Here is a 24682-nt window from a genome sequence, read left to right on the forward strand (position 1 = left end):
GCATCATCCTGAGCCCCTTTCGGCGCTCGGGGCTCAGGAGGAGGTTCGGAGGAGACTGATATGATTCGAATCTCGAAATCGCTGTACTCGGCCGCATGCTCCGTGGATCGCGTCACGTCGCTGCGCCCGGCCAACAGGCCGACGATCGAAATATCTTCATCGATCGTTTCCCAATGCAGCTCGACCCGGCTGATCGCGACCTCGGCACGCTCCGCCGGCGTTGCACGAAGCAGCCGCGGAAACCAGGCGAGTGCAACGCCAAGTGTCCGGCCGTCGGTCAGTTCGACCCATATCGTATCGTCAGCCAAGCGGCCATCCTCGCGGGCGAGCCGCGCTTACTGCGGCCGGGCGATGTGCCAGAGGTTGGACGGATCCTCGGCGCCGTTGGTGTCGCCGGGGGCCTGGTCGGCGCGGGAGCTGTAGAGCGGGCGGTGCCGGAAGGCCCACATCTTGCTGCCGTCGCTGCGGGTGATCAGGATGAAATCGTCAATGGCCTGGGCATTGGCGGAGGCTGCGACCGGCGTCCAGCTCTCGGTGCATTTGCCGTCGCAGGTCGATTTGGTGCCGCTGTCGTCGCGATCGAAATAATACAGCGTCATGCCCTTGAGATCGACCAGCATCGGATGGTTGTCGACCATGGCGATGCGGACCGGCACCGCGAACGGGTCTGATTTGGCGGGTAGCGGGGCGGACTCCGCCTCATGGGCGTGCACCAGCGTCATCTCGGCCGAGACCAGCATGGCCGCGGCAATCAACAGGCATCTGAACATCGATGGATCCTCACGTTAAATCGCGCCCAAAAATCGCGTTCAAGGCGTCGCGTTGGGATCGTATAGCCGCCGCGCCTTAGCTCGGCGTTTCGCAGAACCGCGGCGAATGATCATCAAATTTGACGGAAAATTAGCCAGACCGGCAGCCCGCCGCACCTTGCGAAGCCCGAGGCGCTCGTCAGCCCTGCGGGGCCGTGGGTTGAAGCGCGGTATGGCCTGACGTAAGCGTCCACGATGAACCAGCCGACCGGCGGCGCCGGTGCCCTGATCCGCCAATCGGATACCAGACCAGCCCTGCTCGGGGTCGCCTGTGGCGTCGGCGCGGCGCTGTTCTGGGCGCTCGGCTTCGTGGCGACGCGGCACGGGCTGAAGGTGGGCTTCGCGCCGCCGGATCTCCTGATGCACCGCTTCCTGTGGTCGGGGCTGGCGTTCCTGCCGATCGTCGTTCGCGCCGGGCTCGGCGATCTCTGCGGCATCGGTTGGGGCCGCGGGCTCGCGCTGATGGTGCTGGGCGGACCGGTCATGTCGCTCATCAGCTATGCCGGCTTCCTGTTCGTGCCCTTGGGGCACGGCAGCATCATCCAGCCGTCCTGTGCGACGCTGGGCGGCCTGTTCTTCGCGGCAGTGCTGCTGCGGGAGCGGATTTCGCCCTCGCGACTGGCGGGGGCGATCGTCATCGTCGGCGGCCTCGCCGTGATCGGGGCCGAGTCGATCGGCCATATCGGGCTCACGGGCGTGCAGGGCGATCTGATCTTCGTCCTGACCGGATTGATGTTCGCAGGCTTCGGCACGCTGCTGCGCTCCTGGCGCGTCTCCGCCTTCCCTGCTGCGGCAGTCATCAATGTGCTGTCGTTGTCGCTGCTGCCGATCTATGCCGCAACGGGCGGGCTTGCCCGCGTGGCGGCGATCGGCGTGGGCGAGAATGCACTGCAGGCGGTGGCGCAGGGAATCCTGGCCGGCCCCGCGGCGATGTATCTGTTCGCGTTTTCGATCCAGCGTCTCGGCGTCGCCCGCGCCGCGGTCTTCCCGGCGATCGTGCCGGCGTTGACCCTGCTGGTCGGCTGGCTGCTGCTCGGCGAGGCGCCGACCATGCTGCAGGCGGCGGGACTGATCATCGTGCTGTCGGGCTTCTATCTGGCGCAGCGGCAGCGGTAGCCCGCGGGCTGCAGAGCCGCTGTCGAAGCCGGCCGCCGCCCCGGTTGGCGTGCAGGGCAGGTGCGTCAAGACTAGGCCGCAGCAGCGACGCGCCGGCGCCGTCCTGCCGACACTGGTTGGTTGCGTTGCGTCGATCCAGCTACGCGCGAAAAAACTTTTCCCGGTCCATGGCGAGAAATGAGCCGCGAGGCGGACATTGAGTGGCGGTGGCCGGAAACGTCATGCAGTCTGCAATCCTCCGAGGAGGATTTGAGTGTCTTCGGTGACTGACCAACGCCGCCGAGCGATCATATTCTCGCTTGGGCGGCGTTGTGATTCTCGCCCCCATGATTTTCGCAAGAGATCGGCCCCGGCGAGAGGTGGCGGATCGGCCTACCGGAAACCCCCGGTTTTTGCGGGCTGCTTCAACCATTCTTAATCATTTTGGCTTCAAACAGGGGCCCATCTCGGCATTTGGTAGCGGCTTGTCCAACTGATGAACCAACCCAGGACCATTATCGAGATCATCGACAAGCTGGAAGAACAGAAGCGCCTGTTCGAAGCTTTGCTTGCCGGGGGGCGGGGCCTGCCACGCGACGTCATGCAGAACCTGGTGACGGCGATCGTTTCCGCCAATGATCGCACGCAGGTGTTGCTGGACGCCGTGGTGCGGCACGACGCGGTGCTCGCCGCACCCGCCCTGCGGCGCCGCGAAGGCTGAACTCGCTGAATTGACAGGACGGCGCGCGACGTCTGCGCTACGATCGGCGGCCTGCGGCTGGAGCGGCCGCGTTGACCCGGTCCCTGGCTCGGCTTTCGCATTCGGTCGCAATCCAGCGGGCGAACCTCACCCTGGAGACCATTATGGCCAACGAAAAAGGCCCGAACGTCAAGAAGAAGACCAAGTGCAAGAATTGCGAAGGCAAGGGCCTGCTCAAGAAGGGCGACAAGGTGGTGAAGTGCCAACGCTGCCACGGCACGGGACTGCGATAGGCCGAAGCGAGCAGCCAGCTCGCCTTCATCAAGACGCAGGGCGGCCCGTCGCTGTCAGCGCCAGCCGAGCGCGGGCGCGATGTGCGATAGAATAGCTTCGATGACATGAGCGTTGTAGGCAACGCCTAATTGGTTGGGCACCGTCAGCAGTAGGGTGTCGGCCTCGGCGATGGCCTCGTCCTGCCTGAGCTGCGCGATCAGCACATCGGGCTCGGCGGCATAACTGCGACCGAAGATCGCCCGCGTGTTCGCGTCGATGAAGCCGACCTGGTCTTCGTCCTCGCCGCCGCGTCCGAAATAGGCGCGGTCGCGATCGTCCATCAGCGCGAACACGCTGCGGCTGACCGAGACCCGCGGCTCGCGGGCGTGGCCGGCTTCCTTCCAGGCCGCGCGATAGGCCCGGATCTGGGCGGCCTGCTGCACATGGAAGGGCTCACCGGTCTCGTCGTTCTTCAGCGTCGAGCTCTGCAGGTTCATGCCGAGCCTGGCCGCCCAGACCGCCGTGGCATTGGAGCCGGCACCCCACCAGATCCGCTCGCGCAATCCTGCCGAAAGCGGTTCGAGCCGCAGCAGTCCCGGCGGATTTGGAAACATCGGCCGCGGATTCGGCTGCGCAAAACCTTCGCCGCGCAACAGGTCGAGAAAAACCTCGGCATGACGCCGCCCCAGGTCGGCATCGCTCTCGCCTTCGGCGGGCTGATAGCCGAAATAGCGCCAGCCATCGATCACCTGTTCGGGCGAACCGCGGCTGATGCCGAGCTGCAACCGGCCGCCCGCGATCAGATCGGCCGCGCCCGAATCCTCGATCATGTAGAGCGGATTCTCGTAGCGCATGTCGATGACAGCGGTGCCGATCTCGATCCGGCTGGTCCTGGCGCCGACCGCCGCCAGCAGTGGAAACGGCGAGGCGAGCTGGCGGGCGAAGTGGTGGACCCGGAAATAGGCGCCGTCGGCGCCCAGCTGTTCGGCCGCGACCGCGAGCTCGATGGATTGCAGCAGCGTGTCGGCCGCGGACCGCGTCTGCGATTGCGGCGACCAGTGCCCGAAGGAGAGAAAACCAATTTTTTTCATGACGGGGAGTTTGGCTCGGATGGAGTGGCCTGCGCAAGTTGGTAATCGTCGGCCGAGCTATCAAGAGGCGGCTTCCCTGGACAGGCGCGTCGGATTACGCTGCAGTCATTCGGCCCGATGGGGCTGATCAAGCTGTTGGCATCGAGGGCGCAGCGCGTAGGGCGGGTTGGAGCCACAGGCGTAACCGCCTCTTTACCATCGGCGAATGACGTTGACCGCGATTTGCAAATTCGCGTCGAGGTCGTATCGTCTGTCGTGTGGATGGATGGCGGATTACGCCTTCGGCTCCAATCCGCCCGACGGACCTTGTGTTGGGCGCGCAGATGGGAAGTATATGGTTTCAAGCTCCGGAGGAGCGACTATGCGACGACTTGGCTGGTTGGCTGTGGCAGTGGGCTCGGTGCTTGTGACCGGCGCGCTTATGAGCGGCGCGCTCGCGGCAAACACGGAAGGCGTGCGCGAGATCGCTCCGTCCGGGACGCTGCGCGTGGCCATCGCGGTCGGCCCCGCCGCCTCGGCGTTCTGGGCGACGCGCGATCCGGCGACCGGCAAGCCCCAGGGGGTGACCGTCGAACTCGCCAAGGCGGCTGCCGACAAGCTGCACGTTCCGCTGCAACTCGTCGAGTACCTCAGTTCGGACGATATCGCATCCGCCGGCAGCAAGGACGCATGGGATATCTCCTTCATGCCGTTCGAGGCCCGGCGCGAACAGTTCGTCGACCATGGTCCGGCCTACGTGGCCTATACCAGCAAATATCTGGTGCGTGCCGGCTCCGACATCCACTCGGTCGCGGACGTCGACCGCAGCGGAATCCGTGTCGGCTGCATCGAGGGGACATCGACCTCGCGCACGGTCGCCAGGTCATTGAAGCGCGCGACCGTCACGACATTCGCGAAGCCGGAGGCTGCAGCGGAGCTGATCGGCAATGGCGGGCTCGATGCGCTCGCCATGGGCACGGAGGCGGTGGAAGCCCTGTCACGTCGGCTGCCCGGCACCAGGGTTTTGGACGAGGTTGTCCAATCAACCGGCGTTGTCGTGGTGGTGCCGAAGGGTCACGCCGCGGCCGGCGCGTGGGCGACGCATTTCCTGCAGGACGCCAAGACCGATGGGACCGTGCGTCGCGCCCTCGACAGCGGCGGATCCACCAATGCAAAGGTGGCGCCGTGAGCGGTCCAGAGACGGATGCGACGAGATCGGATTCGCTGACGGCTTGTGCGGCACCCGTTTCCGGACCGGTGGCTCCAGAGTTCAGGGCGTGTCGAGGTGCGCATAGCGCCAGGTCTGGTTGGTCCCGCCGTTGCAGGTCCATACAATCGGCTGGGCGCCGTTGGCCAGCGATCCCCCCGGCACGTCCAGGCAAAGCCGGTCGGCGACATTGTGGAGAATGGATCGATTGCGGGTGCCCTCGATCGTCCAGAGCTGAAGCGATGATCCGCCGCACGGCGATTCCACGACATGGCCGCCGGGTGCGGCGCTCGCTGCATCCGTTCCGATGCACTTGCCGGTCATGCGACTGATGATCCGGTAACCGGCATCACCTGCGGATTCGATCTTCCATTCCTGGTTTGGACCGCCATGGCAGTCGTATTGAATGGCGCGCGTGCCGTCGGCCGACTGCCCTTTGGGAAGGTCGAGGCATTTCCCGGAGGCGAGGGACTGCACGGTGCCGGGTGGGGCCGGCGGCGGCCCGGCCGGCTCGGCCTGATCTTTGCCGGTGAAGCTGATGCGCAAGCTGACGCGGTCTCCCCCACGATGCATCAGTTGCTGCACGATCATCGGGCCGTCGCTATAGGCCGCGCCATCGGACAGGCTGGTCACGAAGTAGGTCAGGCCACCGGTGTGACGGGTCTGGTCCACGATGTGGATATTCACGCCGCGGGTGAATTCGTCGGATAGCGGACTGGTCGGGCTGGAAGCCCGGTACGACAGGTAGTAGACGTTTGCGCCGGGAGCCGGACGCACGATCACCACCTTCGGCAGAGCCGATTGTCGAGGATCGGCCTCCAGCGTTTCCAGCGTCACATCGGCGGCCGCCGTGAGTTCGACCACCTTGCCCGGATAGTTTTTGAGCCATCCCATCTCGACGACATGGGGCGCATTCAGACCGGTGCCGCCGGTGCCCATGAAGTCGGAGTCGTCACCGTCGGCGTTCCGCCAGCGCATGGCGTGGTTCATGCCGAGATTGTGGCCCAGCTCGTGCTGGAGCGCTTTCGCCGTGGTGGCTTTCACCCAGACCCGGTTGCCGCCGATGTCGCCCAGTCCGGTCCACCAGCACGGCGCATCCTTGGGGATGACAAACAACTGGTGTTGGTAGGGCAGAGTTGAGATTCCCTCGCGCTGCAGCTCCTGCTGCGCATTGGCGGCCAGCTGCCCGAGTCCGCCGTCGCAGAAATCCGAGGGCTCCGAGAGCGTGAGCGGATCGACGATGTCATGGTCCGACCCGGCAAATTCCAGCTGTCCGTAGGACTGGCTCCTGTAGCGGGAGGCGACAGAATCCCTGGCGCCGTAAAGCGCCTGCATGATCTGCGCGCGGTCCACGATCACAGGGGCCCTCCCGCGGAGGTTGACCGGGATCACCAGCACGCGATGCACATCCGCCGATTCGAGCGGTTTCGGCAGCGATGCGTTTTCTCCCGCACATGCGCGCGGAAAGCCGTTGCAAACCAATGCGGCAACGATTCCCATCACCATCGGCAAGATTGACGCGCGCACGGGCTGGACAGAGGTTCGCATGCTTAACGGCGCCTTGATCGGATGTTCGCGCACGAAGGATCTCGTCGCTCGCCGCGCGGTTGGCATCGCTTCGGACCATAACTTTCGAACGATTGAAGAAGCGTTTTCACGCTGCCTTGGCTCTGTGAGCAGCAGCGGCGAGACGGCGGGGCCGCCATCAAGGCGGCGCCGGCGTCTCGTTTGCGGGGCAAGAATTCGCCCCGGTCTGCCGCCGCGACGCCGCGCTTTGTCAGCAGCAGCCCCGGATCTGGTTCGCCCAGCCGGCGCTATGCTCGCCGCGCGTTCGGCCTACTCACCATCGGCGGCAAGGCTCTGAAACTGCCGCTTCAGCGCATTGACCCGGGCGACGTAGGCCGCGACGAGGTGATCGCCGCAGCGCTCGCCGGTCATCATCTGAAAACCACGGTGCGCGAAGGCGGAGGCGGGGCCTGCGCCGCAGAGATGGATGAAGGCGGCGAGATCCTGCTTCTGCTGCAGGCTTGGGGTCGCGTCCGGCGCGCGGGCCAGAACCGCCGCGACATTGCGGTCGAGGTAGATCGACGCGAGCTCGATGGCATGGCTCGGCACCACGCGGATGTAGAGGCTGTTGAACCAGCAGCCGCTGTTCACGACAGCGTTCTTGATGATGCAGGAGCGTTTCGCTTCGGCGTAGGCCGGATCGGTCATCTGGTACAGGCCGACCGCGCTCGAGGCGGGCTGGTACACCGCGAACGGATTCAAGGCCAGCCGCCAGCGCCAGTAGGTGCGCTCCACCGGATTGCCGGTGCTTTCGACCTGCGCCAGCGCGGCCAACAGCTCGGGCGTGATCGTGCTGGTGGAGTATTTGCGAAACAGCGGTCCGTACCGCCGCCACGTCTCGGCCGGTTCCTTGTCGAGCGCGTTGCCGACGAAAAACAACAGCTCGGTCGGCTTGCGGATGACGTGATAGACGAGGTTCGTCAGCGCGAATGCCGCCAGGAGGGCGGCTGCGACGCAAACCATCCGAATTGATGTCGGTGTCGCGGCCAACCTGCGACCCGCCCAGCGCCCGGCGCGCCAGGGACGCATCGGGCGCAGAAGACCGCGCAAGCTCTGCCTGCCACGCGGCCTGCGAGAAGGCGACTTCTGAGAGGAGGACCTGGCAGTGCGCGGCGAGGACAATTTCCGGCTCAGCCGTACCGATTGATCATAGTGGGCATGAGAGCCGATCCGGAAATGCAACTCGATTTGAACCTTGGAGCCGTTGCTTGAGATTGCCTTGGCTTTGGAGATTGCCTTGACGTCGTGGCTGCCTTGTCGACCTTGACGCCGAGCGCGACCGGTTTCGGCTTCAAGACATCGGTCTCCAGCACCGCCGTCGATCACAAACTCTAGAACGGAATGTCGTCGTCGATGTCCCACCGCGCGCCGTTGCGTTTGCCGGCCGGCTGAGGTTTCGGCTTCGGCGGTTCGGTTCGCTTGCGGGGAGGCGGGAGCTTGGCGTTCTCCGCGTCATGGCGTGCGCCGACAATGGCGGCGATGGGGGGCACCCATTTCCAGGCTGGCTCGAGCTGCTCGGTCGCCTCGGATGTGGTCCTGGCCATCGACATCATGAAATCCTGGAAGCGCTGCATCGAGGTGCGGTTCCGATCGACCTTGGCAAGGAAGCCGTTGACGCGGTTCACAAGCGCCTCTTTCCTGGCCGTCTCCAGGGCCGACGCCTCGACGGTCTCCTTGATCTTGATGAGGTAGGCCCGGATATGTCCTTTGTCGTTTTCGTCGAAGGGGAGCGATGTCGACGGCCCGGCGCGGACATTTCGGATGTGGACGCGAACGGTGTAGCAGTCCACGCTCCTGCGGAAGGCATTGTAAGTGGCTCTGAGGTTCGAGGTGTCGTCCTCATCCGGAGCACTGAAGAGATCCAGGAAGTCCAACCCGAGCGCCTCGGCGGCAGCCAGGGTGTGGTTGATGTATTCGATGATGTAGTAATCCAGCGCCTGGTTATTCTGGCACTCGTCCAGGTTGGCGTGGAGCTGGTCGCGAAATTTCCTCTCGAGCCTGGCAAAGGCCAGGTCCGGCGGGCAATCCGCCACGGCCGCATAGTGTTCCTCGGTGATCATTGTGGCCCCTCCAGGATCGATCTGATGGAATGTTGGGGAGATGCGGGCTCGGATGCAATGGTCGCGTCGCGCTTGACCACGGGCATTTTGGCTGGAGCGACCAGCGGGGTCTAGTTGATGTCGCGATTGCACTGGATTGACTTTGGCGGACTGACTTTGGTGCGAGCGGCCGGCTGGCGATCGCCGCCCGGCCGCGTGCCGGTGACTGGCTGGATGATGAGATCGGCGGCTGGAAGGCCGCAGGGGTCGACCTCGTGATCAGCCTGCTGGAGCCTCACGAGAGGCATGAACTCGCCCTGCAGCAGGAGGCCGACCTCTGCCGGTCGCATGGCGTGGCGTTCATCTCGTTTCCGATTTTGGACCGCGGCGTGCCGGAGAGCCGGCGCGAGCTGGCGCAAAGCGGACTGTCGCAGCAATAGGACTGCGCCTTCGGCTGCAACGGACGTCAAGGTTTGGGCGAGGAGCGGGCACCCAGGCTTCTCACGTTCTTTGGCGACGGCCGAAGACCCTGTGTCAGCCATGTCAGCGCATCGATTGGATGGGCGACGACAATGCCGACGCCGTCATTCCTCTCGTAAATCAGCGCAGCGAGCTGTTTCGCGGGCTGGTGGCCGAGAGTGATCCCGCGCGTCTTGATCCGTTCGGATTCCTTGATCACGAAGTCTTCGAGATTGTTTGTCACCAAGAGATCGACGCGTGCAGCAATGGCCGACGCCAGCACGGCGGCGTCCTCGTCGTCTTTCATCGCCAGCTGCCTTCCGCTCTCCGGAAGAAGGTGCGGATCGAAAGCTTCGGGGCCGCTTTTCATGAGCAGGATCAGGCTGGAGGTGAAATCCGAAATGGATTGAGCGTCGAACTGCAGTCGGCCGAGGACGTCCTCGAGCGTGGCGATCATCTCCCAGGACATGACCAACTGAATCGGGCCAGCCGCGCTCGTCATGTCACGGACGATGCCGACGAGCTCGGTTGCCGCTCCCTTGCGGCCGTGTTGCAACGCAAGCAGATGGGCGATCCAGATATTGACGTCGAGGCTTACGCGCAGGACTTCCCTGTCGCTGTCCGCGACGCCGCCTTCGCCCGTCACGGCGTCCGAATAATGCTGGAAGCTTGATCCAGGATGTCCTGATCAGTTGCATCTTCGGCGAGCGTCGGCAGCCGGTTCTGTGCGGCCAATCGCTGGGAAGCCAGATCGAACTTCTTGCGTGCGACCATTGCCGCGATATCCCGCACCAGCGATCGAAATGCGGCCTGACCTTCATCGACTCGCAATTCCAGCAGCGAATCCCGCAGATCCTTGGGAAAATCGGCGAACACAACGACTGCATTGGCCACGAAACCTGAAACCGAGCGATGCTCTCTTGCGGCGAGAACCCGCACCTTCTGGGCGTCCCGTTCATCCAGGTTTGCCGATACCGTGACCGCAGCCATGCTCTATTCCTATAGATCTGAGGTATTCCTATTGTAACTGGATTCACGCTTGAAACAAGTAGAATCCGGGCGATTTCCCGAGTCTGCGCAGATGTTCCTATCTTCTGACCTCGCGATTGCCCCAGCACTCCGCACCACTCTTCCGCCTGATCCGGCCTGCCGGGACAGGTCGGCACATCGCAAGTAGCCGCATGAGGGAAGCGACATGCGGGTGCCCGGAGCCAAGCCCCGCTTGGCTACTTCGAAAAAGTCCCGCAAATCAAAATAGATTCAGTCATTGAAGAGTCGCATAAGGGGCCGTGCACCAGTTGTGGTCGCGATCGGAGCGTTGATTTTCACCAATTCTACCGAATTTGGTCCGCGCTGATCTACTCGAGATCGGAAACTGGTTCGTACGTCGTCTGCGACGATTGCTCTCGTGGACCGAGTGGCGGCGCCAGCGCAAGTTGGCTCGCTTCGACCTTCACGCCTCGCGCATCAACGATCCGGCGCCGCATTTCCACGCCGGGGCAGAAGCACCAAGTCGGCCGCTTCTTCGGCGTCTTTGAGCAGCTCCTTGCGCGAGGCGCCCATCTGCGCACGCATGGTCAGACCGCGGCCAAGGTCGAGCAGCTGGCTCGCGCGCACCGCTACAGGAAAGTCAGACGGAATTTCTCCCGCGCTGATCCCGTCGTAGAAACGCCGTTCCACGAGCGCCAATCCGGCAGCTACCGCGTCCTTCAGGAACTGCCTGACCTCAGCGTCGTCCACGAGCGGCGCAACGCAGACCAGAAGACACCCCGGGGCTGATCCTTCCTCGGTCGCACTTTCTACGGCGTGCCTCAAGAAGCCGGCGAGCGCGTCGCGAAGAGTCGGCGGCGAGAAGAGCGCCTTCGCAGCGCGAGCGCCCTTTGCCTCCGCATATGCCTTAAGGACGCGCAAGAATATCGTCCGCTTGTCCCCGAAGACGGAATACAGGCTTGGCCGTCCCACACCCATGCCTACGACGAGATCGTCGATCGTCACTCCGTCGTAGCCTTTCGACCGGAACACCCGGGTCGCCTTTTCCAGCGCGTCCCTCTCGTCGAAGCTACGTGGGCGTCCACGAGACCTCTCAGAATTATGAAACATTTAGTTTGAAATTCCTTGACCGCGACCTCTGCGCAAATATATAATTGATTAGTTCAAAAATAACAAGGCGGTCCCTACCTCGCGGGGGGCTCGTCCGACCTTTCCCTCACGACGGAGCCGCCCATGGAACATTCGATCGCCCTCGCCACCGGCGCCACCTCCGGGCTCGGTCATGCGGCAGCCCGCATTCTTGCCGGAGAGGGTTGGCGCGAGATCATCGTCACCGGGCGCAGTCTGGCCCGGATCCAGGAGACGGCCGCTCAGCTCGCCGCCGAGACCAAAAGACAGGTCTTTACGCCGCTGGAGCTGGAGTTGGACACGCCGTCCAGCGTTCAGTCCGCGCTCGCCGCGCTGGTGCAGCGAGGCCGGCCGATCGATTTCCTGCTGCTCAATGCCGGCATGGTCCCTGGCAAGGCGCGCGTGATCACTGCGGCCGGCGTCGAGGCTTCTCAGGCCCCGCTGATCGGCCATCATCAACTGACTGTCGGGCTGCTCCGCGCCGACCTGCTGAGCCCGAACGCACGGATCGTCATCGCCGGTGCGGAACCTGCCCGAGGGGGCGTACCCCTGTTCAGCTACACCGACGTGCCAGCCTTCGCGGCCAAGTACTACCGGGGTAACCAGACCGCCGCTGTTGAAGCTCTGCTTCGCAACGGGCCGAACGTAAAGTACGTGCCCAACCGGGCGTATGCCGATGCGAAGCTCATCATCGCCTGGTGGACCGCGGCGCTGGCCCGCCGGCTGCCCTCCGGCATGGCCGTGTACGCTGTTTCGCCCGGTGCGGCGACCGACACCAAGGTGGTGCGAAACGCTGGCCCGGCGCTGAAGTATCTGTTTATCCCCATCGTGAACCTCATTCCCGGCATGAATCAGACGCCGGAGACCGCGGCCCGCCGTTACCTCCAGGCGTCGGAGTTCGGAACCGACGTCTCAGGGCAATTCTTCGCCTCGGCTCAAGGGAAGTTCACAGGCCCAATCGAGGCGCAGCGCCACCCACACCTCCACGATCGCGCCAGCCAGGAAGCCGCGTGGCAGGCCGTCGTCAAGGTCTCCGGCGTCGATTTCTCGCCTGTCAGAGCCGCGTCGCCGTCGGGTCCGCCGACAACAAAACAGTCCGTCGGATTGACATAGAAAAATTCGTCGCCACCCGCAGCAACGCGAGAGCGGTGTCCTGACGGGGCGCCCGATCACGGCTGAACCATTCCAGGTAACCCAAATCAGCAGGCGATGGCGGAGCCACAGGGACGTCTAAAGGGTCCACTGAATTGTGAAATGAATAGTTCATAAATTTCTTGACCGCAGTCCCGTGCCTAATTATCATACTAAACAGTTAAAAATAATAGGCGCCTTGGCGTCGCAAGGAGAACACGCATGGAACGGTACGAAGCGAAGCGGGCGGTGATCATCGGCGGCACGAGCGGCATGGGGCTCGCGACGGCGAAGATGCTCATGGACGGGGGCGCGCGCGTTCTGGTGACGGGTCGCTCGCAGGCCGGCCTGGAATCGGCGCAGAAACAGCTCGGGCAGAAAGAACTCGGGCAGAAAGAACTCGGGAAGGCCGCCCTCGTGGTTTCGAGCGACGCGCGCTCGTTGACGGATATCGACGCCCTCGCGTCTCGGGTGAAGGCCGAATTCGGCACCTTCGACCTGCTCTTCGTCAACGCCGGACTCGGCCTCTTCGCTCCTCTCGAGACCGCGACCGAGGCGACCTACGACGAGATGTTCAACCTGAACGCCAAGGGACCGTTTTTCGCAGTCCAGAAGCTCGCGCCGCTGATCAATCGCGGAGGAGCTGTCGTCCTCACGACCTCGATCGCCAACGTCAAGGGAATGCCCGCCCTCGCCGCATATGGAGCGGCCAAGGCTGCGCTGCGCTCCCTCGCTCGGGTGTTCGCCGCCGAGCTGCTTCCTCGGGGGATTCGCGTCAACGCGGTGTCGCCCGGACCCATCGACACGCCGATCATCGGCAAGGCGTTTCCCGATAAAGACGTGGCCGCCCAGGTTGCCGGGCAGATGCGCGAAGCCAATCCGATGAAGCGCTTCGGGACGTCGGAGGAAGTCGCCAAGGCCGCCCTCTTCCTCGCGTTCGACGCGACCTACACGACCGGGGCCGAACTTCCGGTCGACGGGGGTTTGTCGCAACTGTGAAGGCAGTACGCGACATGCATCGAAATTTAATCTGAGGAGCCAATTCCGATGACAGATACAGCCAACCGTCTGGTCTCAGAGCAGGGGAAACTTCGTCGCGCGCTCGCGGCCGTCGTCGCCTGGTTGCAAGCGATGGATTACACCAGCTTTGACTACACGCTCGATCGCATCGAAGGCTTGGAACGGGAGGTGGGACAACTCGAGGAGGAACTGCGCCGAAGCCGCGACACGGGGCCCCTCGATGCTCACAACGGTAGCGCCGCCGGGTTCGAACATTGACGGCCCGGAAGGAACAAATGTCCTTATTGAAAAACAGGATCGCCGTCATCACAGGAGGCAGCAGCGGCATCGGCCTCGCGACTGCCAAAAGGTTCGTTGAAGAGGGCGCCTATGTGTTCATCGCCGGTCGCCGCCAAGCCGAGCTCGACAAGGCCGTCGCGGAGATCGGCAAGAACGTCACCGGCGTAAAGACCGACATCTCGAGGCTCGATGACCTCGACCGCCTCTACGAGACCGTCGCGAAGAAGGGCAAGATCGACGTGATTTTTGCGAGCGCGGCCTTCGTCGAAACAGCGATGACCGCCGGCGCCACGCCCGAGCATTTCGACAAGACCTTCAACACCAACGCCCGCGGCACTTATTTCACCGTTCAAAAGGCTCTGCCCCACTTGAATGATGGCGCCTCCATCATCCTGGTGGCTTCCGCCGGGAAGAACAAAGGCTTTCCGGGCCGCAGCACCTACAGCGCCACCAAGGCAGCGCTCCGGTCGTTCGCCCGGACGTGGACCAACGAACTCAGGGATCGGAAGATCAGGACCAACGTGCTGAGCCCGGGCCCGGTCGACACGCCGATGTTCGACGAGCAGTTCCCGTCCAGGGAAGGCGCCGCCGAAGCCAGAAAGCAGATCACGGCGATGACGCCTCTGGCGCGTCTGGCGCGCCCCGAAGAGATCGCTTCCGCCGCCCTGTTCCTCGCTTCGGATCAAAGCAGCTACGTCGCCGGCATCGACCTTCCGGTCGACGGCGGCCTGACGGCTGTCTAGACCGTTATGCATGATGCTGTTGACGCAGTCCTTTCCGGACCCCGTATGCGCACCGGGATCGGGTATGGGGCGCATTTGTCGGTGCGACAGCGGGATCGCGGCACGTCAGCCAGCTATCGAAAGACAAGAGCATCATCATTTCGCTTTCCCCTGAAATGGCCGTCAAGTTCATGACTGTTCTTGTTGACACTTACGTCGTCTGACGCGGGGCACCTCGCCTTCACCAAGCAAAAGTCATTCTCCGAACGGTCCAGCGTCAGCGAAAACCCGCCTCGAAAGCGCCGCGCGAGATCAGTCCTCTCCAGTCGTTGCCGAGCAGGCATCGCAACGCATCCGCAGTCCGATCCGCACCATCTTGAACTCGCGACAGTTCGGGCACGCCTCTTCCTCGTAGCGCTTGGCGCTGGTCAGCGGCGCAACGGTTGCGTCAGCGATACTTGTGACCCGGTAGCCCGTGCGCCTTTGCGGCTGCAAAAAATCGATGATGCCAGGCGGCAGCGGCCGGGAAGACCGTTTCGCCGTCGATAAATCCGCTCAAATTCCTTGAGGCGTTTCTCGGCGGCCTCCCGGCTCGGCCCGAATCGAGCGGAGATATCGTCAGCGGTCATTCCGGGCTCAAAATCCGCTTTGTCGAATGGAGCGAGAATGGATGCCGTCAAACGATTGGCGTCGATCTCGTCCTTCGCGCCGCGCTTGGATCGAACCGTCTTGCTGGCACCTGCGGCTCTCAAACGGGTCTCGTCGTGTTTCAAGATTGCGTGGCAGCCTTCAGAAGTAACGTCCAGACGTCATGAGGATTTTCCTGCTCAGCCCGCCGCCACGACGCGGCATGCCGCTGGGCTCACGGGCCTGAACCGTCGGCCATCCACAGCGCGTCCACAGATCCCGCTTCAGCCGGCACGGTTTCCCAAGACGACATGGCTAAGGATGAACCGGCACGACAACGTGCCTGATCAAACCAACCATCACAGCGAGGCGATCCCGTGAACCCAGAGCTGCAGGAGCTGCTTTCCAAGCCGACCGCGTCGGTGCCCGATGTGGGCCGCGTCTGTTTTGGCCTCTGCCGGGGCGCGAGCTATGAGGCGGCCAACCGCGGCGACTTCCCGACCATCCGTGTGGGACGCCTTCTGAAGGTTCCGACGGCGCCGCTGCGGCGGCAGCTCGGACTGGAGGCCGCGTCAGTCGCATGAGCGAGACAGCAAACCGACCGGAGCCGCCGACCCCGCCTGATTGTGATCTGCGGGAATTCGGCTGGATGCCGCTCGATGTCGGGCGGTTGCGGGATAGCGAATTGACCGTGCTCGCCTCCGCTGATGCCTTCCGGGCGGCGATCCTGCTCTGGTGCGCAGCCTGGCACCAGGTGCCGGCGGCATCGCTTCCGAATGATGACCGCCTGCTGGCCAACCTCGCAGGCTACGGCCGCGACCTGGATGGCTGGGCAGCGGTCCGCGCTGACGCGCTGACGGGCTTCGTCGCATGCGCGGATGGGCGACTTCATCATCCGGAATTGTCCGCCAAGGCGATCGAAGCGGATGACAAACGCAGGAGCCAGCGCAGCGCACCGAGGCGGCCGTGCTGGCGCGCAGTCGTGACAAACGTCACGAGCAACGTACCGAGCAACGTCACGATGAACGTGACGATGAACGTCACGATGAACGTAGTGACGAACGTCACGATCGACGTAACGAGGTCCAAGGGACAGGACAGGACAAGACAGGGACAGGACAAGAAAATCCTTCGCTTCGCTCAGTCGATGATTGGCCCAAGGACTTTCGCGAGCGCTTCTGGGCAGCCTATCCCTGCAAGGTCGGAAAACATCAGGCGGCGCGAAAGCTCGAAACCCTGCGCAAGGCCGGCAAGGTCGCGTTCGCCGATCTGATGGCCGGCGTCGAACGCTATGCCGGCGCCTGCCTGCAGATCGAAACGCAATTCCAGAAGCATCCCGCCACCTGGCTGAATGCCGGGTGCTGGGACGACGACGCGAGCGCCCTGAAACCTGCCGCGGCACCGCCGCGCCATGGCGGCGGCGCGCAGGGCTTTGAATCCATCCTGTTCGACAATTCAAGACTTCACGACAATTGGGGAATTCACGATGACACAGCACCTCGCGCCAGCTTCGACGTCGACCTACGAGCCACTCGGGCCTATTGACCGCAAGCTGTCCAATGCCGTGGCGGCCATCCTCAACTCGGTCGAGCGCGTCGACGGCCAGACCGTTGCCAGGCAACTGCCTACCCCCGAATTGCGCCAGGCGGTGGCAGCTCGCATCGACGGCATCCGGCGGACATTGTCGCCGCTCGATCGTTCGACTGCCGAGAAGGAGCGCGCGGCGCGGGCGATTGCCGCAATGCTGTCGGGCTGGATCAACGCGCGTGTTGCCGATCCGCAGGCCAAGGTCGCAACCTACGTCACCACGCTTGCCGATCTGCCATGCTGGGCGGTGCAAAGCGTTTGCGCCGACCTCGCGCGGGGCCGTGTGGAGGGGGTTGATCCCGACTATCCGCCATCAGCTGCCCGGCTGCACCAACTCGTCGAGAAGGCCATCGCGCCGCTTCGCAAGGAGGCCTACGCGCTCGACACGGTCAACGCCCTGACGCTGGAGGCAAAGCAGCCGATGGAGCAGGAGCGAAAGCGCATTGCTCTTCAGCTCCTGGACCTCAGGGATCGGCTGGAGCGCGGCAACGAGGAAGAGCATCAGGCCCGCCAGCGGGTGAAATTCGAGCAGAACGCCGCCGCGCTCACGGCGCAACGGGATCGCGTCGGTCGCGAATACGCGGCGTTCGGCCTGGTTCCACCTTCGCCACTGGCGCTGAGCATGACCGCCCGCCGCGACATGGCTTTGCGGGATGAGGTCGACACCTTCGCGCCAGCCGGAGCCGTGCAACGCGACGGTCGTCCGGCTGGTCTTGCATGATTGCTGCCACCGGTCGGTCCTCACGATCGTGGCTTCGGCAAGCCTTTCTCTCCTCGGTAATCATCGATCTCGTCGACCAGAGAGGTAACGTCCCTGATGCCATCTGCGAGGACTTTGCGATCCGGTTCCTGCGGAAGACCACCGCCCGGACGCGGGTATCTTGTCTGGGTGGCGTAGCTCGAGAACCGATCGAAAGCAGCGAGATCCGGCCGAAAGATGTGATCGGCCGGCAACATCGCCGCAAGCGCACCGATCTGATGCGTGATGCCGCCTGGGATGCCCTCGATCTCGAGCACCGCTTTCGCGAGCTTTTCGGCCGCCTGCTGGAGATGGAAGGCGGCGTTCCCCGGGTCGGTCTTCGAAAGCGAGGTGGCTGCCGCGAGATCCCGTCGGGCAAGCACGATGAACGTTTCGGCCTTGTCGCTCACGTATCGAGCCCTTGAGACCCCGCTTGGACTTCCAGCTTGCGACGGCGATAGATTTCCCGTCCCTCCGTAACGGCGGCGCTGACAAGAGATCCCGGCTTGGAACGATCGGCCACGAAGTCCGAAACAGAGCAGGGCACGATGTCGCAAGCCAGTCCGCAAGCCACCACGGGCGCCGCGACGGCCGAATGCGAATAGGCATCGGCCGGAAGCCCGTCCGGCAGCACCACCAACAGATCGAAGTCGCTATCCGGGCGCGCATCCCCTCGCGCGCGGCTGCCGAACAGCCATACGGACAGCGGACGCAATTCGACGACCAGCCGGTCGCGAAGGAAGGCGATGGCCGCCGCTTGATCCCGGAAAGGCCCGATCGGTCGCGCCTGCGGATCGTCGATAAACCTCCGCAAGGCAGGCTCGACGTCGTCCTGCCGCAGCAGCAGGGCGACTTTCTTCAAGATGTCGCGATGCTCGGGCTTGGCTCGCACGGTCTGCACCGCAAGAGGCATATCCGGCTCCGTATTACGATGATCTCGAAATGTAATACGGGCCGCTGCGCGTGTCCAACGGATTTTGACGGTCGCCGGCAGGGCGGAGGCCTGCGGCACCTCGGCGCGGCCGAAACCATCCTGGCCTACTTGCGCGCTGGCTATCCGGCGCAGGAGATTTTTGCGGATTGCCCGAGCCTTCCTGTGGATGGGATCGACGCCGTGATTCGTTGGGCAGAGGCAACCTATGGGGCCGACTGGCGATCAGCCGAGATGCCGGCCATCAAGGGCTACGCTCGCAGCGAAGTCTGCTAGCGGGCAATGATCGTGGGCAGTTGCCAATAGACGATCGCTTTTCTCGCGCGGAAGTTAATCTGCCGTGCCCGCAAACGTCGGCTTAGCCGTTCTCTTCCGACGAAGCCCACGGTGGCTTCGGTCCCGGGAGCTTCTCTTCTCGCTTCAGGCTCCGAATGTATGCGGTCGCTCTTTCGGCGACGGCGGCCCCCAGATCGGTTTCGCCGATCTTGCGTTCGACCAGCTCAAGATCCAGCGGTTGCTGCGCATGGATTGCCTCGACGAACCTTTTATCCCTGTCGTCTAGCCGAGCGATCTTGGATACGACGAGGTCTACGGCAGATGGAGCCACACCGGTCACGGTCCGACCTTCGACCTCCGTCCGTACCCTGACCGCGCGGCCTTGCCATCCCTTCGGAAGCTTGGCCGTCGTGTCATCGACCCGTCGATGTAGAAACCGTGCGTGCGGTGGAATTGGCTCTCGGACCCGAATAGTCCGTCGATGTGTTCCGATGCGATTGGACGCACGCCGTCGCGAGTACGCTTGGCTTCCTCGACTTCCCAAATCTGCGCAGTCCGGGGGAAAGCATCTATTTCTGGCGACTCTGGCCGCCTGCGGAGCGTCGGGCATGGAAGCCAAAATCGCCTGGCTGCCGACGACGAAAACCGTGTCAGTCTTGAATTCGTAAGCAAGGGCCCGGACGACCCTGAGCAGGTCGTCGAAGGTGCGTAGCTTCTTGTCCTGGGACATCAAGGTGCCACAAGAGAAAAGCTCTGCGCACTCACGCCGCGCTGGACGACCCGTCTCGCAGCCCTTCGCAACCGAACCCTCATGTCATAGTCGCCGAAATGAACCCCTTCGGCGAGGTAGAATGGCGAGGAGTTGCGCAGCCTGACCATCTCCCGATCGCGGCTGATCAGCTTCGAGGCAAGCTCCCCGGCCGGTAACGCAAGCAGATCCTGCCATTTGCGCACGAACGGCCAATCGGCGAACTGAGCCGCTTGGCGGGCATGAGCAACTTTGGCCTTGTCGACGAGGGACGGGTCGTGACGGAGCCTCCGCACGATCAGCCGATGCATCATCAGCTTCGCGGTATCGCCGACCACTCCCTCGTTCAATCCGTCACTCATTTGGCAAACCGCTCTCGGGCGACGGACATCGTCTCGTCGCGCCGTGGGCTCGTCCCGACCCCCGTCGGTGGCTTCGCGAACCTTGCCGGAAATATAGACAACCGGACGGCAACAACAAACGGCGCCGATTTAAGCGAGCGAGGTCGTCGGATGCCAGTGTCGTCCATCGAACGAGCATCAGAACTACAAAATGCGCTCGACGTTCGACCAAACATCCTCAGAGGCGACAAATTCGCCCCGGTCTGCCGCCGCGACGCCGCGCTTGACCGCGTCGGCGAAACGGGCATCGTCGTCGAGAAGGCGGGCAATAGCCTCCTGGGCCAGTTGGTTGACGTCGCGACCGTCGCGTGCCGCGAGCCGGGCTTCCTGTTCGGGAAGGAGACGAATTTCCATACACTCGAAGTTAGCATCGCGGCTTGAACAGTCAAGAGCATCAACGATTTCAACGGGGTACTTCCCTCGCCGATATCGCGGGTTGGCGTCGAACCGGCTGTTCCGCGACTGGAATGCGGGGGCGACATCGGTCATGTCGACGATCCAGAATGGGATTGATCGTCCCACCCGGCGAAGCTACGCCGATCGCAACGGGCCAAAAGATACTTAGTCTACACGCGATTCCGGAGATCCACACATTGATCTGACTCGCGTTTTTCGCTCAAAATTCTCGGAAATCGTCGTTTGGACGCGCGAGTTGAGAAAGTTGGGCTAGGCAACCGGCCAAGATGATGGGTTTCGCGGCTTAGCAGAGGCGGTTAGGACCGGCGCCATTTGTCGGGGCAGCTTTTGGATTTGTGGCGGACGCGCTCCACGTGAGGGGTGGTCCCCGGACTGAGTTCCTTAGCCCGTTCGATGGCCATGCGCTGGGTGGGTAATACGTCGCTGGCCCGTTGCGAATTAGCTCGCCGGACTGCATAGTCGCCTTCCGGTCGTCGTTCCACATATAGTCGCTTATCTCGGGTGACCTGTTCTGCCTTCGTGGCAACAGGCTCGGCGTTTCTAGTGATATCTCCACGACCAGCCAGCAAACCAGCAACAGAAATATCTTCATCAAGTTTTTCCCAATGCAGGCCGTTGCGGCTCAACTCAACCTGCTTGCGCTCGGCTGGTGTTGCGCGCAGCAACCGCGGGAACCATGCCAGGGGGACACGGAGGCTCCGCCCATCGGTTAGATCAACCCACATAGTATGCTCGTCGAAATGGACGCTAGTTGCCGAAACGGTCATGCCAAGCTTTCAGAAAACGGGCGCGGTTCCCCGCGACAGCACTTAGAATATTCGAAAGTTCGCGCGGGTTGAAGCCGTAACTGTCGGCTATCGATACCTCCGGCTCGAGCCAGACCTTTGCATCCCGACCGCCGCCTTTGACATGAATATGCGGCGGTTCGGGCGGCTGGCCTTCGTTCGAATAGAAGAAGTACCGTAAGCCGCCGCGGCGGAACACGACGGGCATTCTTGACTCCGAGCCTAGCTCCCTTCCGTGCTCCAGTGTGCCCGGGGGCAAGCCCGGGCACCTGATCAGCGAACCCTCACGAACACCCCGTCGTCGACCCGCACGTATCGCACTTCATGCAGGTGCCGTTCCGCACCAGCGTGAAATTCCCGCACTCCGAGCACATCTCGCCTTCGTAGCCTTTTGCTTTCGCTTCGGCGCGGCGTTCGGCCTTAGATGGGGCTGCCTGCGCCGCGGCGCCGGCCTTGCTCCATTGCAGCGCTTCGAGCTTCTCGGTCGGCGACAGGTCGTGGTTGGCTTCCTGCTTCAGCGCGACGGCCCCTTCGACGGTGTCACCGAGGCGGCCGTGGGAGGAGAGGGCGGTGACGTTGGTGCCGCCCCGGCTCTCAGCCCCACCCCGGCTCGCTTCGCTCGCCGACCCCGGGAGCGAGCTTCGCTCGTCTCGTCCCCCTGCAGGGGAGGGTAGGTTACCCCGCATCACCACGAGATTGTCGGTGCGCGAGCGGGTCAGCCCCCGCGACAGGTATTTCGTCGCGGTCTGGCCCTGCGGTTCCTTGCCTTCGGCGACGCCCTTGCCGAGCGCGTCGAAACCGGATTCGGTCGGATCGACATGGGCGAGGTCGAACCGGCTCTGGTAGCTGACCGCGAGCTCGCGGAACACATAGTCGAGGATCGAGGTCGCATACTTGATGGAGTCGTTGCCCTGCACGGGCCCTGCGGGCTCGAAGCGGGTGAAGGTGAAGGCGTCGACATATTCCTCCAGCGGCACGCCGTATTGCAGGCCGAGCGAGACCGCGATGGCAAAATTGTTGATGAAGGAACGCAGGGCGGCGCCCTCCTTGTGCATGTCGATGAAGATCTCGCCGAGCCGGCCGTCGTCATATTCGCCGGTGCGCAAATACACCTTGTGGCCGCCGACCACCGCCTTCTGGGTATAGCCCTTGCGGCGGTCCGGCATCTTCTCGCGCTCGCGCATCACGACGATGCGCTCGACCAGCTTTTCCACGATCTTCTCCGAGACCTGGGCGGTGCGCGCGGCCATCGGCTTGTCGTAGAGCGCTTCCAGCGCGTCGTCCTCCTCGTCATCGTCCGAGATGAGCTGCGAGTTCAGCGGCTGCGACAGCTTCGAACCGTCGCGGTAGAGCGCGTTGGCCTTCAGCGCCAGCTTCCAGGACAGCATGTAGGCCGCCTTGCAGTCCTCCACCGTGGCGTCGTTGGGCATGTTGATGGTTTTGCTGATCGCGCCCGAGATGAAGGGCTGCGACGCCGCCATCATCCGGATGTGGCTTTCCACCGACAGATAGCGCTTGCCGACCTTGCCGCAGGGATTGGCGCAGTCGAACACCGGATAGTGCTCGGCCTTCAGATGCGGCGCGCCTTCCACCGTCATGGCGCCGCAGATGTGGACATTCGCCGCCTCGATCTCGCGCTTGGTGAAGCCGACCGCGGTGAGCAGGTCGAAATTCGGCGCGGCGATCGCCTCGGCGCCGATGCCGAGCTGGTCGCGAATGAAGTCCTCGCCAAAGGTCCATTTGTTGAAGGCGAACTTGATGTCGAAGGCGGTCGGCAACAGCTTCTCCACCTTCGCAATGGCTTCGTCGGTGAAGCCCTTGGCCTTCAGGGTCGAGACGTTGACGCCGGGCGCGTTGGACAGCGAGCCGTGGCCGACCGCATAGGCGTCGATCTCGGCGATCTCGCTCTCGCGATAGCCGAGCGCGCGCAGCGCCTCCGGGACGGCGCGGTTGATGATCTTGAAATGGCCGCCGCCGGCGAGCTTCTTGTATTTCACCAGCGCGAAATCGGGCTCGATGCCGGTGGTGTCGCAATCCATGACGAGGCCGATGGTGCCGGTCGGCGCCACCACGGTGACCTGCGCGTTGCGATAGCCATGCTGCTCGCCGAGCGCGAGCGCGTCGTCCCAGGCGAGCTTGGCATGGGCGATGAGATCGGCCTGCGGGCAGCAGGCGTGATCGAGCGGCATCGGATTGACGGCCAGCGCCTCGTAGCCCCGCGATTCGCCGTGGGCGGCGCGGCGGTGGTTGCGGATCACCCGCAGCATATGGGCCGCGTTCTTCTTGTGGCCGGGGAAGGCGCCGAGCTCGCCCGCCATTTCGGCCGAGGTCTTGTAGGCGATGCCGGTCATGATCGCGGTCAGCGCGCCGCACAGCGCGCGGCCTTCCTTGCTGTCGTAGGGCAGGCCCATGGTCATCAGCAGGCCGCCGATATTGGCAAAGCCCAAGCCCAGCGTGCGGAACTCGTAGGACAGTTCGGCGATCGCCTTCGACGGGAACTGCGCCATCAGCACGGAGATTTCGAGCACCAGGGTCCAGAGCCGGCACAGATGCTCATAGGACTCGACGTCGAAGCGCTTGGTCGCGATGTCGTAGAACGTCAGCAGGTTGGTGCTCGCCAGATTGCAGGCGGTGTCGTCCAGGAACATGTATTCCGAGCACGGATTGGAGGCGCGGATGTCGCCGGACGCCTTGCAGGTGTGCCAGTCGTTCATGGTGGTGTTGAAGTGCAGGCCGGGATCGGCCGAGGCCCAGGCGGCGTAGCCGATCTTTTCCCAGAGATCGCGCGCCTTCAGCGTCTTGGTCACCTTCCTGGTGGTGCGCCCGATCAGATTCCAATCGCCATTGGTCTCCACCGCGCGCAGAAAGTCGTCCTTCAGCGACACCGAGTTGTTGGAGTTCTGGCCGGAGACGGTGAGATAGGCTTCCGAATCCCAGTCGGTGTCGTAGGTGTCGAACTGGATATCCTTGTAGCCCTGCTTGGCGAACTGGATCACCCGCTTGATGGTGCTGTCGGCGACCAGCGCGCGGCGCGCCAGCTTGATCTCGCGGCGGAGCGCCGGGTTCTTCTCGGGATCGAAGCAGTCGTCGCCCGAACCCTCGCAATTGACGCAGGCCTTCATCACGGCCTTGAGGTGCTTCTGGTTGATCTTGGAGCCGGTGACGAGAGCGGCGACCTTCTGCTCCTCCTTCACCTTCCAGTCGATATAGGTCTCGATATCCGGATGGTCGGCGTCGACCACCACCATCTTGGCGGCGCGGCGTGTGGTGCCGCCCGACTTGATCGCGCCGGCCGCACGGTCGCCGATCTTGAGGAAGCTCATCAGGCCCGAGGACCGGCCGCCGCCGGACAGCCGTTCGCCTTCGCCGCGCAGCCGCGAGAAGTTCGAGCCGGTGCCGGAGCCGTATTTGAACAGCCGCGCCTCGCGCACCCAGAGGTCCATGATGCCGCCCTCGTTGACGAGGTCGTCGGCGACCGACTGGATGAAGCAGGCGTGCGGCTGGGGATGCTCGTAGGCCGACTTCGACTTGACCAGCTTGCCGGTCTCGAAGTCGACGTAATAGTGGCCCTGGCTCGGCCCATCGACGCCATAGGCCCAATGGAGACCGGTGTTGAACCATTGTGGCGAATTGGGCGCGGCCATCTGGCGCGCCAGCATGAGGCGCATCTCGTCGTAATAGGC

Annotated in this window: 29 protein-coding genes and 3 pseudogenes; 13 read left to right on the forward strand and 19 right to left on the reverse strand. The window is 63.6% G+C overall.

Annotated features, from left to right (window positions below; all coding sequences use genetic code 11):
- Positions 1-89 precede the first annotated feature (89 nt).
- Positions 90-293, reverse strand: a pseudogene (locus tag WCB02_RS12515) (DUF2442 domain-containing protein); the annotation flags it as partial.
- A 42-nt stretch (positions 294-335) separates the two neighbouring features.
- A complete protein-coding gene (locus tag WCB02_RS12520) occupies positions 336-638 on the reverse strand; it encodes a hypothetical protein (RefSeq protein ID WP_423958534.1) in 303 nt (100 codons plus the stop codon).
- A 366-nt stretch (positions 639-1004) separates the two neighbouring features.
- Here WCB02_RS12520 and WCB02_RS12525 point away from each other — a divergent pair, with 366 nt between their 5' ends.
- The 3 genes from WCB02_RS12525 (at position 1005) to WCB02_RS12535 (ending at position 2897) form a co-directional block, all read left to right on the forward strand.
- Positions 1005-1925, forward strand: coding sequence for a DMT family transporter (locus WCB02_RS12525; RefSeq protein ID WP_423958535.1), 921 nt, complete (start codon positions 1005-1007; stop codon positions 1923-1925).
- Positions 1926-2400: 475 nt separating this feature from the next.
- On the forward strand, positions 2401-2625 hold the full coding sequence (locus WCB02_RS12530) for a hypothetical protein (protein WP_423958536.1): 225 nt from the start codon (positions 2401-2403) through the stop codon (positions 2623-2625).
- A 143-nt stretch (positions 2626-2768) separates the two neighbouring features.
- On the forward strand, positions 2769-2897 hold the full coding sequence (locus tag WCB02_RS12535; protein ID WP_423958537.1) for a hypothetical protein: 129 nt from the start codon (positions 2769-2771) through the stop codon (positions 2895-2897).
- Between the two features lie 54 nt (positions 2898-2951).
- Here WCB02_RS12535 and WCB02_RS12540 read toward each other — a convergent pair whose 3' ends face one another.
- Positions 2952-3968, reverse strand: a complete 1017-nt coding sequence (locus tag WCB02_RS12540; RefSeq protein ID WP_423958538.1) for an LLM class flavin-dependent oxidoreductase — start codon at positions 3966-3968, stop codon at positions 2952-2954.
- 361 nt (positions 3969-4329) lie between these two features.
- On the opposite strand from WCB02_RS12540, the gene WCB02_RS12545 reads away from it, so the two are divergent.
- Positions 4330-5136 (forward strand): transporter substrate-binding domain-containing protein, encoded by an 807-nt coding sequence (locus WCB02_RS12545; RefSeq protein WP_423958539.1) that lies wholly within the window; start codon positions 4330-4332, stop codon positions 5134-5136.
- A gap of 81 nt (positions 5137-5217) precedes the next feature.
- Here the strand turns inward: WCB02_RS12545 and WCB02_RS12550 are convergent, their stop codons facing one another.
- From WCB02_RS12550 to WCB02_RS12560, 3 genes are all read right to left on the reverse strand, one after another.
- Complete coding sequence (locus WCB02_RS12550; RefSeq protein ID WP_423958540.1) at positions 5218-6735, reverse strand: RICIN domain-containing protein; 1518 nt, start codon at positions 6733-6735, stop codon at positions 5218-5220.
- Between the two features lie 255 nt (positions 6736-6990).
- Positions 6991-7683: a lytic transglycosylase domain-containing protein gene (locus WCB02_RS12555; protein ID WP_423958541.1), complete on the reverse strand. Its 693-nt coding sequence runs from the start codon at positions 7681-7683 to the stop codon at positions 6991-6993.
- Between the two features lie 368 nt (positions 7684-8051).
- Positions 8052-8780, reverse strand: coding sequence for a hypothetical protein (locus tag WCB02_RS12560; protein WP_423958542.1), 729 nt, complete (start codon positions 8778-8780; stop codon positions 8052-8054).
- A gap of 254 nt (positions 8781-9034) precedes the next feature.
- Here WCB02_RS12560 and WCB02_RS12565 point away from each other — a divergent pair, with 254 nt between their 5' ends.
- Positions 9035-9199, forward strand: a complete 165-nt coding sequence (locus tag WCB02_RS12565; protein ID WP_423958543.1) for a hypothetical protein — start codon at positions 9035-9037, stop codon at positions 9197-9199.
- 26 nt (positions 9200-9225) lie between these two features.
- On the opposite strand, the gene WCB02_RS12570 is transcribed toward WCB02_RS12565, so the two are convergent.
- The 3 genes from WCB02_RS12570 to WCB02_RS12580 all read right to left on the reverse strand — a co-directional run bounded on the left by WCB02_RS12570 (position 9226) and on the right by WCB02_RS12580 (position 11318).
- Entirely contained in the window at positions 9226-9864 is a 639-nt protein-coding gene (locus WCB02_RS12570; protein WP_423958544.1) for a PIN domain-containing protein, read from the reverse strand.
- The gene (locus tag WCB02_RS12575) at positions 9861-10208 is read right to left on the reverse strand and encodes a hypothetical protein (RefSeq protein ID WP_423958545.1); all 348 of its coding nucleotides are present in this window, start codon (positions 10206-10208) and stop codon (positions 9861-9863) included. Before WCB02_RS12575 ends, WCB02_RS12570 begins: the two co-directional genes overlap by 4 nt.
- 477 nt (positions 10209-10685) lie before the next feature.
- Complete coding sequence (locus tag WCB02_RS12580; protein ID WP_423958546.1) at positions 10686-11318, reverse strand: TetR/AcrR family transcriptional regulator; 633 nt, start codon at positions 11316-11318, stop codon at positions 10686-10688.
- Positions 11319-11441: 123 nt separating this feature from the next.
- Here WCB02_RS12580 and WCB02_RS12585 point away from each other — a divergent pair, with 123 nt between their 5' ends.
- From WCB02_RS12585 to WCB02_RS12600, 4 genes are all read left to right on the forward strand, one after another.
- The gene (locus WCB02_RS12585) at positions 11442-12449 is read left to right on the forward strand and encodes an SDR family NAD(P)-dependent oxidoreductase (RefSeq protein WP_423958547.1); all 1008 of its coding nucleotides are present in this window, start codon (positions 11442-11444) and stop codon (positions 12447-12449) included.
- A 240-nt stretch (positions 12450-12689) separates the two neighbouring features.
- A complete protein-coding gene (locus WCB02_RS12590) occupies positions 12690-13466 on the forward strand; it encodes an SDR family oxidoreductase (protein ID WP_423958548.1) in 777 nt (258 codons plus the stop codon).
- A 48-nt stretch (positions 13467-13514) separates the two neighbouring features.
- Positions 13515-13745 (forward strand): hypothetical protein, encoded by a 231-nt coding sequence (locus tag WCB02_RS12595; RefSeq protein WP_423958549.1) that lies wholly within the window; start codon positions 13515-13517, stop codon positions 13743-13745.
- A 17-nt stretch (positions 13746-13762) separates the two neighbouring features.
- The gene (locus WCB02_RS12600) at positions 13763-14509 is read left to right on the forward strand and encodes an SDR family NAD(P)-dependent oxidoreductase (RefSeq protein WP_423958550.1); all 747 of its coding nucleotides are present in this window, start codon (positions 13763-13765) and stop codon (positions 14507-14509) included.
- 407 nt (positions 14510-14916) lie between these two features.
- Here the strand turns inward: WCB02_RS12600 and WCB02_RS12605 are convergent, their stop codons facing one another.
- On the reverse strand, positions 14917-15261 hold the full coding sequence (locus tag WCB02_RS12605; RefSeq protein ID WP_423958551.1) for an ImmA/IrrE family metallo-endopeptidase: 345 nt from the start codon (positions 15259-15261) through the stop codon (positions 14917-14919).
- Between the two features lie 231 nt (positions 15262-15492).
- Here WCB02_RS12605 and WCB02_RS12610 point away from each other — a divergent pair, with 231 nt between their 5' ends.
- The 4 genes and pseudogenes from WCB02_RS12610 (at position 15493) to WCB02_RS12625 (ending at position 17423) form a co-directional block, all read left to right on the forward strand.
- Positions 15493-15699 carry a DNA-binding protein gene (locus WCB02_RS12610; protein WP_423958552.1) on the forward strand — a complete coding sequence of 69 codons (207 nt, stop codon included), beginning with the start codon at positions 15493-15495 and terminating at the stop codon, positions 15697-15699.
- A 65-nt stretch (positions 15700-15764) separates the two neighbouring features.
- Positions 15765-16010, forward strand: a pseudogene (locus tag WCB02_RS12615) (DUF1376 domain-containing protein); the annotation flags it as partial.
- 71 nt (positions 16011-16081) lie between these two features.
- Positions 16082-16660 carry a hypothetical protein gene (locus tag WCB02_RS12620; RefSeq protein WP_423958562.1) on the forward strand — a complete coding sequence of 193 codons (579 nt, stop codon included), beginning with the start codon at positions 16082-16084 and terminating at the stop codon, positions 16658-16660.
- On the forward strand, positions 16602-17423 hold the full coding sequence (locus tag WCB02_RS12625; RefSeq protein WP_423958553.1) for a hypothetical protein: 822 nt from the start codon (positions 16602-16604) through the stop codon (positions 17421-17423). Before WCB02_RS12620 ends, WCB02_RS12625 begins: the two co-directional genes overlap by 59 nt.
- Before the next feature lie 20 nt (positions 17424-17443).
- Here the strand turns inward: WCB02_RS12625 and WCB02_RS12630 are convergent, their stop codons facing one another.
- From WCB02_RS12630 to WCB02_RS12670, 9 genes and pseudogenes are all read right to left on the reverse strand, one after another.
- Positions 17444-17851, reverse strand: a complete 408-nt coding sequence (locus WCB02_RS12630; protein WP_423958554.1) for a HEPN domain-containing protein — start codon at positions 17849-17851, stop codon at positions 17444-17446.
- Positions 17848-18453, reverse strand: coding sequence for a nucleotidyltransferase domain-containing protein (locus tag WCB02_RS12635; protein WP_423958555.1), 606 nt, complete (start codon positions 18451-18453; stop codon positions 17848-17850). Before WCB02_RS12635 ends, WCB02_RS12630 begins: the two co-directional genes overlap by 4 nt.
- 277 nt (positions 18454-18730) lie before the next feature.
- Positions 18731-19378: a DUF6036 family nucleotidyltransferase gene (locus WCB02_RS12640; RefSeq protein WP_423958556.1), complete on the reverse strand. Its 648-nt coding sequence runs from the start codon at positions 19376-19378 to the stop codon at positions 18731-18733.
- Positions 19378-19734: a hypothetical protein gene (locus tag WCB02_RS12645; protein WP_423958557.1), complete on the reverse strand. Its 357-nt coding sequence runs from the start codon at positions 19732-19734 to the stop codon at positions 19378-19380. Before WCB02_RS12645 ends, WCB02_RS12640 begins: the two co-directional genes overlap by 1 nt.
- A 207-nt stretch (positions 19735-19941) precedes the next feature.
- Positions 19942-20286: a CopG family ribbon-helix-helix protein gene (locus WCB02_RS12650; protein WP_423958558.1), complete on the reverse strand. Its 345-nt coding sequence runs from the start codon at positions 20284-20286 to the stop codon at positions 19942-19944.
- Positions 20287-20510: 224 nt separating this feature from the next.
- Complete coding sequence (locus tag WCB02_RS12655; protein WP_423958561.1) at positions 20511-20696, reverse strand: DUF2188 domain-containing protein; 186 nt, start codon at positions 20694-20696, stop codon at positions 20511-20513.
- A 39-nt stretch (positions 20697-20735) separates the two neighbouring features.
- Positions 20736-20981 (reverse strand): annotated as a pseudogene (locus WCB02_RS12660) (DUF2442 domain-containing protein); the annotation flags it as partial.
- Positions 20962-21207, reverse strand: coding sequence for a DUF4160 domain-containing protein (locus tag WCB02_RS12665; RefSeq protein ID WP_423958559.1), 246 nt, complete (start codon positions 21205-21207; stop codon positions 20962-20964). The gene WCB02_RS12665 and the pseudogene WCB02_RS12660, both read right to left, overlap by 20 nt.
- Positions 21208-21283: 76 nt before the next feature.
- The coding region (locus WCB02_RS12670) for a vitamin B12-dependent ribonucleotide reductase (protein ID WP_423958560.1) at positions 21284-24682 on the reverse strand (3399 nt) is incomplete at its 5' end.

Origin of the sequence: Bradyrhizobium sp. (assembly GCF_049581145.1) — a bacterium.
Classification (GTDB): domain Bacteria; phylum Pseudomonadota; class Alphaproteobacteria; order Rhizobiales; family Xanthobacteraceae; genus Bradyrhizobium.

Bases quoted from the DNA above. Each gene is read 5' to 3' on its own strand.
- WCB02_RS12540 (WP_423958538.1), bottom strand. From the start codon at position 3,968: ATGAAAAAAATTGGTTTTCTCTCCTTCGGGCACTGGTCGCCGCAATCG.
- WCB02_RS12595 (WP_423958549.1), top strand. From the start codon at position 13,515: ATGACAGATACAGCCAACCGTCTGGTCTCAGAGCAGGGGAAACTTCGT.
- WCB02_RS12640 (WP_423958556.1), bottom strand. From the start codon at position 19,378: ATGTCCCAGGACAAGAAGCTACGCACCTTCGACGACCTGCTCAGGGTC.
- WCB02_RS12590 (WP_423958548.1), top strand. From the start codon at position 12,690: ATGGAACGGTACGAAGCGAAGCGGGCGGTGATCATCGGCGGCACGAGC.
- WCB02_RS12665 (WP_423958559.1), bottom strand. From the start codon at position 21,207: ATGCCCGTCGTGTTCCGCCGCGGCGGCTTACGGTACTTCTTCTATTCG.
- WCB02_RS12520 (WP_423958534.1), bottom strand. From the start codon at position 638: ATGGTCGACAACCATCCGATGCTGGTCGATCTCAAGGGCATGACGCTG.
- WCB02_RS12560 (WP_423958542.1), bottom strand. From the start codon at position 8,780: ATGATCACCGAGGAACACTATGCGGCCGTGGCGGATTGCCCGCCGGAC.
- WCB02_RS12545 (WP_423958539.1), top strand. From the start codon at position 4,330: ATGCGACGACTTGGCTGGTTGGCTGTGGCAGTGGGCTCGGTGCTTGTG.
- WCB02_RS12600 (WP_423958550.1), top strand. From the start codon at position 13,763: ATGTCCTTATTGAAAAACAGGATCGCCGTCATCACAGGAGGCAGCAGC.
- WCB02_RS12575 (WP_423958545.1), bottom strand. From the start codon at position 10,208: ATGGCTGCGGTCACGGTATCGGCAAACCTGGATGAACGGGACGCCCAG.
- WCB02_RS12580 (WP_423958546.1), bottom strand. From the start codon at position 11,318: ATGTTTCATAATTCTGAGAGGTCTCGTGGACGCCCACGTAGCTTCGAC.
- WCB02_RS12525 (WP_423958535.1), top strand. From the start codon at position 1,005: ATGAACCAGCCGACCGGCGGCGCCGGTGCCCTGATCCGCCAATCGGAT.
- WCB02_RS12555 (WP_423958541.1), bottom strand. From the start codon at position 7,683: ATGGTTTGCGTCGCAGCCGCCCTCCTGGCGGCATTCGCGCTGACGAAC.
- WCB02_RS12535 (WP_423958537.1), top strand. From the start codon at position 2,769: ATGGCCAACGAAAAAGGCCCGAACGTCAAGAAGAAGACCAAGTGCAAG.
- WCB02_RS12585 (WP_423958547.1), top strand. From the start codon at position 11,442: ATGGAACATTCGATCGCCCTCGCCACCGGCGCCACCTCCGGGCTCGGT.
- WCB02_RS12530 (WP_423958536.1), top strand. From the start codon at position 2,401: ATGAACCAACCCAGGACCATTATCGAGATCATCGACAAGCTGGAAGAA.
- WCB02_RS12625 (WP_423958553.1), top strand. From the start codon at position 16,602: ATGACACAGCACCTCGCGCCAGCTTCGACGTCGACCTACGAGCCACTC.
- WCB02_RS12650 (WP_423958558.1), bottom strand. From the start codon at position 20,286: ATGACCGATGTCGCCCCCGCATTCCAGTCGCGGAACAGCCGGTTCGAC.